General features: G+C 31.5%; 9 protein-coding genes. 7 read left to right on the top strand and 2 right to left on the bottom strand.

The features are described 5' to 3' along the window. Positions 1–16 precede the first annotated feature (16 nt). From ASC44_RS11670 to ASC44_RS11690, 5 genes are all read left to right on the top strand, one after another. Positions 17–1,348: a hypothetical protein gene (locus ASC44_RS11670; RefSeq protein WP_055447765.1), complete on the top strand. Its 1,332-nt coding sequence runs from the start codon at positions 17–19 to the stop codon at positions 1,346–1,348. Next, positions 1,348–1,902, top strand: coding sequence for an LPS export ABC transporter periplasmic protein LptC (gene lptC / locus ASC44_RS11675; protein ID WP_055447959.1), 555 nt, complete (start codon positions 1,348–1,350; stop codon positions 1,900–1,902). The genes ASC44_RS11670 and lptC overlap by 1 nt, the downstream gene beginning before the upstream one ends. A gap of 124 nt (positions 1,903–2,026) precedes the next feature. After that, positions 2,027–2,221: a hypothetical protein gene (locus ASC44_RS11680; RefSeq protein WP_055447766.1), complete on the top strand. Its 195-nt coding sequence runs from the start codon at positions 2,027–2,029 to the stop codon at positions 2,219–2,221. Next, positions 2,222–3,514, top strand: coding sequence for a hemolysin family protein (locus tag ASC44_RS11685; RefSeq protein WP_055447767.1), 1,293 nt, complete (start codon positions 2,222–2,224; stop codon positions 3,512–3,514). Positions 3,515–3,672: 158 nt separating this feature from the next. Further along, positions 3,673–5,817: a peptidylprolyl isomerase gene (locus tag ASC44_RS11690; RefSeq protein WP_055447768.1), complete on the top strand. Its 2,145-nt coding sequence runs from the start codon at positions 3,673–3,675 to the stop codon at positions 5,815–5,817. Positions 5,818–5,921: 104 nt separating this feature from the next. Here the strand turns inward: ASC44_RS11690 and ASC44_RS11695 are convergent, their stop codons facing one another. Both ASC44_RS11695 and ASC44_RS11700 read right to left on the bottom strand, forming a co-directional pair. Further along, entirely contained in the window at positions 5,922–6,839 is a 918-nt protein-coding gene (locus ASC44_RS11695) for a GYDIA family GHMP kinase (RefSeq protein ID WP_055447769.1), read from the bottom strand. Next, positions 6,839–8,137: a hydroxymethylglutaryl-CoA reductase, degradative gene (locus ASC44_RS11700; RefSeq protein ID WP_055447770.1), complete on the bottom strand. Its 1,299-nt coding sequence runs from the start codon at positions 8,135–8,137 to the stop codon at positions 6,839–6,841. The genes ASC44_RS11695 and ASC44_RS11700 overlap by 1 nt, the downstream gene beginning before the upstream one ends. A 180-nt stretch (positions 8,138–8,317) precedes the next feature. On the opposite strand from ASC44_RS11700, the gene ASC44_RS11705 reads away from it, so the two are divergent. Together ASC44_RS11705 and ASC44_RS11710 are read left to right on the top strand one after the other, a co-directional pair. Continuing rightward, positions 8,318–10,528 (top strand): S9 family peptidase, encoded by a 2,211-nt coding sequence (locus tag ASC44_RS11705; RefSeq protein WP_055447771.1) that lies wholly within the window; start codon positions 8,318–8,320, stop codon positions 10,526–10,528. A gap of 48 nt (positions 10,529–10,576) precedes the next feature. Beyond that, on the top strand, positions 10,577–12,166 hold the full coding sequence (locus ASC44_RS11710) for a peptide MFS transporter (protein WP_055447772.1): 1,590 nt from the start codon (positions 10,577–10,579) through the stop codon (positions 12,164–12,166). The last annotated feature ends 23 nt before the right edge of the window (positions 12,167–12,189 follow it).

Below are 12,189 nucleotides of genomic sequence, written 5' to 3' on the forward strand. Positions count from 1 at the left end.
TAAAAACACGAAGACTATGAAAACGAATATTACATTAATAATTGCCATCCTGTTTTTAGGGCTCAATTCAAATTTTGCTCAAACCAGTAACGAGGATTGTACAGTAAACTTATCTTTATTTGTTGAAGCTGTTAAAGCAGATAAATTTGCAGAAGCTTTACCTTACTACCGTATCGCTATAAAAGACTGTCCAAAGTTTAACCAATCTGCAATTTATAAGTATGGAGAGGATATGTTTGAAGGTTTATATGATGCTTCAACTACAGATGCTAAAAAAGTAGAATACATAAATGAGTTAACTACATTATGGGATTCTAGAATAGAAAATTACGCAAGTAAGTCTCCATTAGGAAAATATGGAGCTAAAAAGACTGAACTTAAATATGATAATAGAGAGTTATTAGGTTTAAGCGATGAGCAAATTTATACTGAGTATGATGCTATTTACAAATCAGACTTAAAAAACTTCAATAACGCAAAAGATCTATATGTTTACTTTAAAATGATGGTAAGTTTATATGATAAAGGTCAAAAAACACCTCAGGAGCTTTTTAATAAGTATGATGACGTAGTAGATAAAATTGATACGGAAGTTGAAGCGAATTCGGTAAAGCTAAACGAACTAATAGCAAAAGGAGAAAGCTTATCTAGTAAACAAGAAACACATAAAAGAATATACACGCAAAGAGTAGACGCTTTTGAAAAAATTTCTGGAAGTTTAGAGCAGCTATTAGGAGACAGAGCAAATTGCGAAGTTTTAATTCCGATATACCAGAAAGATTACGAAGCAAATAAAAATGATGGACAATGGTTGCAAAGAGCAATGAATAAGCTTTATGCTAAAGGTTGTAAAACAGACCCAATGTTTGTTAAAATTGTAAAGCAAAAGTATTCTTTAGCTCCAAATGCAGATGTTGCACGTTACCTATATGGAATAACAGGAGAGCAAAAGTATTTAGACGAAATATTTAGATTAGAAACAGATCCATTAAAATTAGCTAAGCTTAACTATAATTTAGCTTTAGAGTTTAAAGGTAAAGGAAGTTACGGTCAAGCAAGAACTTATTTTTATAAAGCAGCTCAATTAAACCCAGCAGATACAAAGCCTTATTTACAAGTTGCGGCTATGTATCAAGCAAGTGTGAAAAGTTGTGGGAATGATAACTTCGAAAAAAGAGCAATCTACTGGTTAGCTGCAAGCGAAGCTGGAAAAGCAAGTAGTTCTACTGCTGCAAAGTATAAAGCATTAGCACCTACTAAAACCGAGATATTTTCATCTGGTAAGTCTGGACAGACAATTAAAATTGGATGTTGGATTGGAAGAAGTATTACAGTGCCTACTATTTAATGAAAATAGATAAAATACATATTTTAAAAAACGGAGTCATAGCATTAGCTATGACTTTGTTTTTTTCATGTACAAATAACTTTCAAGAGGTAAATAAAATTGGTATTAGTGAAAACGAACCACAAGGAGTTGGTGTAAATATTAATGTTATTCGTACAGACTCTGGTCGTGTAGCCGCTAATTTAATTAGCCCAAAGTTATTAGATTATGAAAACAGAAAATTTGGTTATTCAGAATTTCCTGAGGGCGTAACATTACATATTTTTAATGATTTAAAACAACGTACAACTATAGTATCAGATTACGCAATAATTTATAGCGAAACCGATGTTATAGACCTGCAAGGTAATGTTGTAGTTTCTACACATGAAGGAGACAGTTTGTATGCAGAGCAATTATTTTTTGATCAAAAAAAAGAATGGCTATTTACTAATTTGCCAGTAAGATATAAGTCTAAAGACTACCTCACCAAAGGGAAAGGTTTCGATTCTGATCGTGATTTTACAAAAGCCGAAGTTATAGAAATAAGTGGTCTTTTTGCTGTTAGTGAATAATACAAGACTGTATTAATTACAGCACACTTTAAAATTTTACATATCTTTACTATAATAAATTAACTATATTTATAAACAACTGTGTTAATGCGCGTGTTGCTTATTAAAAGCATTTATATAAACAATGAAATACTTAAAGTTCTCACAGTACATCTATATTATTGCAGGTGTATTTTTTTTATACGATTGCATAATGACTTGGAATGAAGATAGAAATCAAGCTTATTTGTCTTTATTCTTATTCGCGCTAGCTCTATTTATGTTTTTCTTTAGAAGACGTTTTCATAAAAAATATGAAGACAGAAATAATAAACAGTAAATGACCACAACTGTAATTATCGTAATTATTATCGTGTCGTTATTATTATCGGCATTTTTCTCTGGAATGGAGATTGCTTATGTTTCTGCCAATAAAATTCATATTGAAATAGAAAAAAAGCAAGACGATTTTTTAGCAAAAATTCTTTCAAGGCTTACAGCAAAACCATCTAAATTTATAGCAACAATGCTTATTGGAAACAATATAGCGCTGGTTATTTATGGTTTCTTTATGGGCGACCTATTAGTAAAATGGTTTGCTTCTTTAGTTGGTAGTTATCCTTTTTTAAAATACATGCTTACAGATTTAAGTTTGTTTTCTCAAACTATAATTTCAACGTTAGTTATCTTATTTACAGCAGAATTTCTTCCAAAGGTGTTTTTTCAGATTTATAGTAATACACTTATTAAAGTTTTAGCTTTTCCTGCATATGTATTCTATTTGCTATTCACTTTTATCTCAGATTTTGTACTTTGGATTTCAGATTTCGTCCTTAAAAAATTCTTTAAAACTGAAGGAGATCAAGTGCAATTGGCATTCACCAAATTAGAACTAGGTAATTATATTAGTGAGCAAATGGAATCTGTAGATGCCCATGATGATGTAGATTCCGAAATTCAAATTTTTCAAAACGCCCTAGAATTTGCCGAGGTTAAAGCTCGAGAAGTTATGATTCCGCGAACAGAAATGGTAGCCTTAGAGATTAACGATACTGTGGCTAATTTAAGTACTTTGTTTATTGAAACGGGTATGTCTAAAATATTAATCTATAAAGAAACTATAGACGATGTAGTGGGTTATGCACATGCTTTCGAGTTGTTTAAAAACCCAAAAACTATTAAAGCAATGATTATGCCTGTGGAGTTTGTTCCAGAAACTATGCTGGCCAACGATATACTTAATGCGCTTATAAAGAAACGTAAGAGTATTGCTGTGGTTTTAGATGAATATGGTGGAACTTCTGGAATAATGACTGTAGAAGATATTGTAGAAGAACTTTTGGGAGAGATTGAAGATGAGCATGATACTGTTGTATTAAAAGAAGAGAAAATAGACGATTTTAATTATATTTTTTCTGCTCGATTGGAAGTTGATTATTTAAATGAAACTCATAAATTAAACCTTCCTGAAGGAGAGAATTACGAAACACTTGGAGGTTTAATTGTCGATCACACAGAGAAAATACCACAACAAAACGATATTGTGACTACAGATAATTTTCAGTTTAGAATTTTGGAAGTGTCAAATACAAAAATTGACTTGGTATCATTAAAAGTTAAAGTTGACGATTAGCCTTTCAAAGCGAGCATTTATCACATATTTTTGATAAAAAGGACCTTCCTTTTTAAAATTCTAAAATTATTGCCAATTTCTGCTTTTATTATTAAATAGAAAATGGTATTTTCGCCCACTATATTTTAACAATAACAGAATACAATCTATTTCAACAGATGGCAATTTTAAATAAGATAAGACAGAAAACAGTTGTACTAATTTTAGTAATCGCATTAGCGCTATTCGCGTTTATACTATCGAGCCTTTTTGATAATAAAGATGCATTATTTAATAAATCTCCGGATGTAGTTGCAACTATTAACGGAAAAGATATTTCTCGTCAGGCATTTATGTCGCAAGTAGAGGCACGTAACAATCCAAATGCTACGCAATCTCAAATCATGAATCAAGTTTTTGATGCAGAAGTAAGAAAATCTGTAATGGAATCTCAATTCAACGAGTTAGGTTTAACTGTTGGTAGAGAGCAAATGCGTGATTTATTAAAATCAACGTATGCTAATAGTCCTCAATTTTTAAATGCTGATGGTATTTTTGATGAGTCTTTATTAAACCAATACATCTTAGATTTAAAGAATTCTCCAAATAGAGATTTCTACAACAGATGGATACAAGGAGAAGAAAGTATTGCTTCTGGTGCTTTACAACAAAATTATATAAACATGATTAAAGCGGCATCTAATGCTACTTTAGCAGAAGGAGAGTTAGAGCACAAATTGCAAAGTGATTTAGTAGATATTAAATACGTATCTGTTCCTTATACATCTATTGCAGATAGTACAATATCAGTTTCTAAATCTGAAATTAATGCTTATATCAATAAAAACAAGAATAAGTATAATGCAGAAGCATCAAGAAATATACAATATGTAAAATTTGAGAACGCACCTTCTTTAGAAGATGAAACTACTATTGAAAATGAATTGATTTCATTTATAAAAGGTGGAGATGTTTATAACGAAACAACAAAGCAAACAGAAAACACTCCTGGGTTTTTAGCAATGAATGAAGCTGAAGCTATTACATTGGTAAATGCCGAAACTGATGGAGCTGTTAAATTTGAAGATAAATTTATTTATGCATCTGCTTTTCCAGTTGGTGTAAAAGACAGTATCGCAAAATTAAGCACTGGTTCGGTTTATGGTCCTTATAGAGATGGATCAACTTTTAAAATCACTAAGCTTTTAGATAGAAAAGTGTTAGCAGATTCTATTCAGTCTAGCCATATTCTTATTCCTTTTGTAGGTTCTCAAGCCGCAACTGCAGAAACAACTAAAACTAAAGAACAAGCAAAAGTGTCGGCAGATAGTATTTTTGCATTAGTTAAAAATAATAAAACAAAATATGCAGAAGTAGCAAACGAAATTAATACAGATGGTTCTAAAGGTAAAGATGGAAGTATAGGCTGGTTCCGTTTAACAAATTATAATCCAGCAGGATTCGATCCTGATTTCGCAGAGTTCTTGTTTTTTAATAAAGCAAGAAGTATAGATGTTGTTGAAACTAAGTTTGGATACCATATTATTAGAATAGACGATAAGAAAAATGAAGATACAGCATACAAGGTAGCTACTATAGAAAGAATTATTGAGCCTTCTGTAGATACAGAAAATGCAGTATTTAGAACAGCTACTAATTTTGAAGTGTCTTTAGGTAATCAAGATTTCCAAGAAGCTGCAAAAGCAAGTAACTTACAAGTTAACCCTGTAAGTACTATCAAGGAGTTAGATGAAAATATTCCTGGAGTTGGACCATTAAGGACTTTAGTACGTTGGACATTTGAAGATAATGCTGAAGTTGGAGATACAAAACGTTTTGAAACAACAAACGGTTATATAGTAGCTCAAATTACAGGTAAAAATGAAGCTGGATTAATGAATACTGAAGATGCATCGGTAACAGCTTTACCAGAAATTAGAAAAGAAAAGAAAGCTAAATTAATAAAGGATAGAATTAGTGCTAATTCAGTTGCAGATGTTGCAACAGCAGAAAAGCAACCAGTAAGAACAGCAGTAGCCATTAATATGAAGAACCCAACAATTGCAGGAGCAGGACTTGAGCCAGCTGTAGTTGGAACTGCTTTTGGTCTTGAAGAAGGTAAGTCTTCTAAATTAATTATAGGATCTAAAGGTGTTTATATGATAGAGGTTACTAAAAAGACTCCAGCAGTTAAATTAGAGAACTATCAATCTTCAGCTAACCAAGTGGCTACAGAGAAGTCAACTGCAATTAATACTAGATTATATAATGCTTTAAAAGAAGCATCAGAAATTGAAGATTATAGAGCTAAAACAGTTCAATAGAAATAAAATTTAGTTATAAAATTTAAAAGCCTCGCATTGCGAGGCTTTTTTTTTGTTCTTATTTTTAATTGATTATGCTAATAATTGTAGAGACTTCTTAGATTTTAAATTAAAATCATGTCTTTAAATTTAACGATTGTGTTATAACCTTTGGGTTTGAAATAGTTTTCAATGTATTCCTTTTCACCTGTAACTAAAACAAAATCGCCATTCCAACCGCCAAGACTCTTAATTTTATTTTTAAAGTCTCCAAACAAACGTGTTTTTATTGGTGTCTGATTTGTTATTTTACCTATTAAACTTTCATGCTCATCAATTAAAGCATTAAAATCTTCAATAGAAGTAGAGGCAATAAGTTTAGAAGTTATAGTATTAATTTTAGAGATAATTTGATCACTGTTAGATTTATTATCTCTGTAGGTTTTTATAGAGTCACGGCTATTTTGCTTTCGGTTTAAATGAACAAAAAACAATTGGTCTTGAAATGCTTTATTAAAAGAGACGCGTTTAACCAGAGGTTTAGAACATTCAATTTGATATACAATTGCTGAGTTGTTTTGAGCGCAAGCAATATCGTATCCGCTGCCGCCAAAAGTAGCGTTAGATAGCGCGAAAGCATCAATTTTTGCCCATTGCGCAATATTGTTTAATAGTGTAGAAGAAGATCCTAATCCCCAATCATTAGGGAATTCTAATTTAGAAGTTACTTTAAAACCATTTTTACCTTTTAAAAAATCAGGATTAATAGTTTTGGCTGCTTTCAATATTCCTATAAGTCTTTGGCTTACTTCATTGCGAGAAATTTGCGACGAAGCAATCTTTCCATTATAAGTTGTAAACTCATCTTTAAACCAAACATTACCTTCAAAATCAATGCTTTCCCATACAAGTTTTTGATCTTTTATACTTTCTATAGTTAGTGTTTGTCCAAATTTAGTTGGTAAAGCTAAAGCTTTTGCACCATCGAGTACTACATACTCTGCTGTTAGTAATAATTTGCCATGACTATAGAAGGTTTGCATTATTTTCTTAATTTTTCAATTTCTAAAACGACAGCACTATGCGTAACTGTATTGGTTTTAAAATGATTTACAATACGCTCCTTTTCTTCGTTAGTAGCATTAAACTGGTTTAAAATATTCATTAAATGCATTTTCATATGTCCTTCTTGAATACCAGTTGTTGTAAGCGAGCGCAGAGCAGCAAAATTTTGAGCCAATCCAGCAACAGCCACAATTTGCATTAATTCCTTCGCAGATGGCTTTCCTAATATTTCTAAAGCGACTTTAACTAAAGGATGTAATCCTGTTAATCCGCCAACCGTTCCTAATGCTAAAGGTATTTCCATCCAAAAAGTAAAAACATCATCTTCAATCTTGGCATGTGTTAAACTAGTGTATTTGCCGTTTTTTACAGCAAAAGCATGCACTCCGGCTTCAACTGCTCTAAAATCGTTTCCTGTAGCTAATACAACAGCATCAATACCGTTCATAATGCCTTTATTGTGGGTTACTGCTCTATGCGGTTCGACTTCTGCAATATTAACGGCACGAACAAATTTTTCGGCGAAAGCTTTACCACTAATGCCTTTGTCTTCTAAATCATCAACGTTACAAGATACTTCTACACGAACAAGACAATCTGGAACGTAATTAGAAAGAATACTCATTACAATTTCTATAGGAGCACTCAGGTTTTTTTCAGCTTCAGCTTTAAACGTTTTTGCAAACTGTTCTAAACATGAATTTATAAAATTTGCTCCCATAGCATCCAATGTTTCAAAGGTTGCGTGAAGCTGATAATAGTTGTCTAAATCTTCAGTTTTATTTCTTAATTGTATATCTATAATTCCACCACCACGTTTTTCCATGTTAGCAGTAATGGCTTTTGTATCTGCAATTAATTTTGGTTTAATAGAATTGAAGTATAGCTTTAATTCTTCAAAATCACCGTCGAACATAAAATGTACTTGTCCAATTTTTGTAGTAGATAATACTTCGGCTTTAAAGCCTCCACGTTTCATCCAGAATTTAGCAGCATTACTTGCCGCAGCAACAACAGAGCTTTCTTCAATTGCCATTGGTATAGCATATGTTTTGCCGTTAATCTCAAAATTAGGAGCAACACCAAGCGGTAAATAGTAATTTGAAATAGTGTTTTCTATAAACTCATCGTGTAGCTGTTGTAGTTTGTTATCGGCATTAAAATATTGTGTGATAGTTTGCTTTGCTGCCTCAGAGTTTGATAGGTAATTAGTAACTATCCAATCTATTTTTTCAGATTTAGATAGTTTTGAGAAACCAGAAATTGTTGCGCTCATTTAGTGTTATTTATAGTTGCGAAGATACTAAACGTTGGTTATTTTGTTGCAGAGTTAGATTGATGAAATTAAATTCTGAAATTTTTTGCCATTTTGAAACATGAATTAACTGTTAATAATTAGGGTTTTTTGCTTATTTTTTAGTAAACTTGACATTATTTTATTAATAAATTATTCTTAATGATTTTATCTAAATATTTAGCATTTTTCTGCTTATTAGTAACTACTTTATCTACAGCGCAAAACAAATCTATAGGCCTTGAAGACATATGGTCTAATGGTACTTTTAGAACCGAAAGATTAGACGCTTTACATTCAATGAAGAATGGTCAAGAATACTCTGTTTTAAACTTTGATAGAGAAAATGGATCGACTACAATAGATATTTACGATTATAAAACGTTACAAAAAGTTAAGACTTTAGTGAGTTCTTCTAGCTTAGAAGATATAAAGTATTTTACAGACTACACCTTTAGCGAGGATGAATCTCAAGTGCTTTTGGCTACTAATCAAGAGTCTATTTTTAGACGATCTACTTTAGCGAACTATTATGTGTTTAATACTAAAACTAATACTTTAACTTCAATTTCTAATGATAAAATTCAAGAACCAACGTTTTCTCCAGATGGGAAAAAGGTGGCTTTTGGATTAAACAATAATTTATACGTAAAAGATTTATCTTCAGGAAAAACGACTCAGTTTACTTCAGATGGTGTAAAAAATAAAATTATTAACGGTATTACTGATTGGGTTTACGAAGAGGAATTTGGTTTTGTACGTGCATTCGAGTGGAATGCAAATAGCGATAAAATTGCTTTTATTCGTTTTGATGAAACAAATGTTCCAGAATTTTCAATGGATGTTTATGGTAAAGATTTATACCAAACACAAACTGTTTTTAAATATCCAAAAGCAGGTGAGGCTAATGCAATAGTTTCGTTACATATTCACGATTTAAAGAAGGAAAAGACTACTGAAGTAAAAGTGGATAAAGCATATAGCGATATTTATATTCCAAGAATTAAATGGTCTAATAATGCTGATGTGTTAAGTGCTCAGTATATGAATCGTCATCAAGACGAATTAGATCTGTGGTTAATTGATGCTAATAAAAATAAAGCAGATTTAGCTGTTGCTGAAAAAGATAAAGCTTATGTTGATGTAACAGATAATTTAACGTTTTTAAAAGACAATAGTTTTATTTGGACTAGTGAAAAGGATGGTTACAATCATATATATCACTACGATAAAAAAGGGAAGCTAGTAAATCAAGTGACCAAAGGAAATTGGGAAGTCACTAATTATTATGGTTTCGATGCTAAAACAAATAATATTTATTACCAATCGGTAGAGAATGGTTCTATAAATAGAGATGTGTATTCAATTAATCTTAGGGGAACAGATAAAAAACGATTATCAAAAACTACAGGAACTAATAATGCCGATTTTAGTGCCGATTTTACTTATTTTATTAATACTTTTTCTAGTGCAGCAACACCTCCAAAATACACATTAAATAGTGCTGTAAATGGTGATGTGGTAAAAAATATAAAGGATAACGATGTTTTAGCTAAGAAGGTTTCAGAATTCACAACTTCTCAAAAAGAGTTTACTACTATTAATGTAAATGGTAATGATTTAAACATGTGGACGATTAAGCCTGCAAATTTTGATGCAACTAAAGAGTATCCTCTTTTTATGTTTCAATATTCTGGTCCAGGTTCTCAGCAAGTGGCAAATAAATGGAATAGCGCTAACGATTATTGGTATCAAATGTTAGCTCAAAAAGGATACATTGTTGCTTGTGTAGATGGAAGAGGAACAGGATTTAAAGGTGCTGACTTTAAAAAAGTAACACAAAAAGAATTAGGTAAATTTGAAGTTGAAGACCAAATTGAAGCAGCCAAATTATTAGGACAACGCAATTATGTAGATGCTTCAAGAATTGGTATTTGGGGATGGAGTTACGGTGGCTTTATGTCTAGTAATGCTTTATTTAAAGGTAATGATGTTTTTAAAATGGCTATTGCTGTTGCGCCAGTAACAAGTTGGAGATTTTACGATTCTATTTATACAGAACGTTACATGACAACACCTCAAGAAAATGCAAGTGGTTACGATGATAATTCACCTATAAACCATGTGGATAAATTAAAAGGTGACTTTTTATTAATTCATGGAACAGGAGACGATAATGTGCATGTGCAGAATACAATGCGTATGGTTGAAGCCTTAATTCAAGCCGATAAACAATTTGAATGGATGATTTATCCAGACAAAAATCATGGTATTTACGGAGGTAATACAAGAAAGCATTTATATACAAAAATGACTAATTTTATAGATCGTACTTTAGGGGATAAGATAAAGCCTACTAAAGAGGAGGAATAAAAGAGTTTAATATAAAAGGATAATATTTACTAACTAATATAATTATATATGGAATTTAAATTTGGAGGTTCTGCAGAGAATCAAAAAACAGTTTTAGGACATCCGTCAGGATTGTTTGTGCTGTTCTTTACAGAGATGTGGGAGCGTTTTTCTTACTATGGAATGCGAGCTTTACTGGTGCTGTTTTTAGTATCAACACTAATTGATGGTGGATGGGATTGGAGTAGATCTGATGCGTTGGTTCTTTATGGTTGGTATACAGGATTAGTTTACTTAACCCCAATTATTGGAGGTTTTATTGCCGATAAATTTATGGGCTATAGAAATGCAATTGTGCTTGGAGCTCTAATTATGACTTTAGGACATGCATCAATGGCATTGGAAGGCATTACTTCTATATTTTTCTATGTAGGACTAAGTTTTTTGATTATTGGAAATGGTTTTTTTAAACCAAACATTTCAGCAATGGTCGGTCAATTATATAAATCACAAGGAAAAGAGAAAGATGGTGGTTACACTATTTTTTATATGGGAATTAATGCAGGAGCCTTTTTAGGAATTCTTTTATGTGGTTATATAGGTGAGAACATTGGTTGGCATTATGGTTTTGGACTTGCTGGAATTTTTATGTTTTTAGGAATGCTACAATTTTATTTTACTCAAAACATTTTTGGAAAAATAGGATTATCACCAAAACAAACTGAAGATTTTGAAGATGTTATTGAACATAGTGTTGAAAAATTAGAGGATAATATAGAAGAGGTAATAGAGGAGGCTGAAAGCTCTAAAGTAGTTAGGGATAGAATGGTCGTAATTGGAGTATTTTCTCTATTTGTTGTGTTTTTCTGGTGGGCATTTGAGCAAGCAGGTGGTTCAATGACGGTCTTTGCTGCAGATTATACAGATAGAGCTTTAGTTGGAGGTGCAGCCATGACATTTAAAATAGTTAATACTATAATAACAGTAGTTCCTATGTTAGTAATAACTTGGGTTTTAATAATGTTATTCAGGCAAACGTTTAGTAAATATGCTTTGGCTAATTTATTACTAGGTTCAAGTTTTGTAATTATTTGGGGAATTGTAATTTGGATGTTAACTCGAGAGTTTCAATCGGATGCAACTGAAGTGCCAGCATCTTGGTTTTCTGTATTAAACTCATTATTTATTATATTATTTGCACCAATGTTTTCTAAACTTTGGGAAAGTAAATTAAATCCTTCAGGACCAGTTAAATTTGCTATTGGTTTATTTTTAGTAGGTTTAGGATTTGGAGTTTTAGCTTACGGAGCAGCAGGTATACCGGATGGTGCTAAAACAGCTTCAGTTAGTTTAATATTTTTAGTAATAGCATACTTCTTTCATACCTTAGGAGAACTTTGTGTATCACCTGTAGGTTTATCTTATGTAAGTAAACTAGCACCTGTTAAATTTGTAAGCTTAATGTTTGGTATTTGGTTTACAGCAAACTTTTTTGCAAACTTACTAGGTGGTTTTACAGGAAGTTATATCGATTCAATTTCAGAAGAATATGGCTTATCTACTTTCTTTTTAATGTTTACTATCATTCCAATTGTTGCAGCAGTAATTATGTTAGTATTAAATCCTATGCTTAAAAGGAAAATGCATGGAATACAATAATAGAATTCTAAAAAACTAAATTA

Origin of the sequence: Lacinutrix mariniflava (assembly GCF_001418015.1) — a bacterium.
GTDB lineage: Bacteria > Bacteroidota > Bacteroidia > Flavobacteriales > Flavobacteriaceae > Lacinutrix > Lacinutrix mariniflava.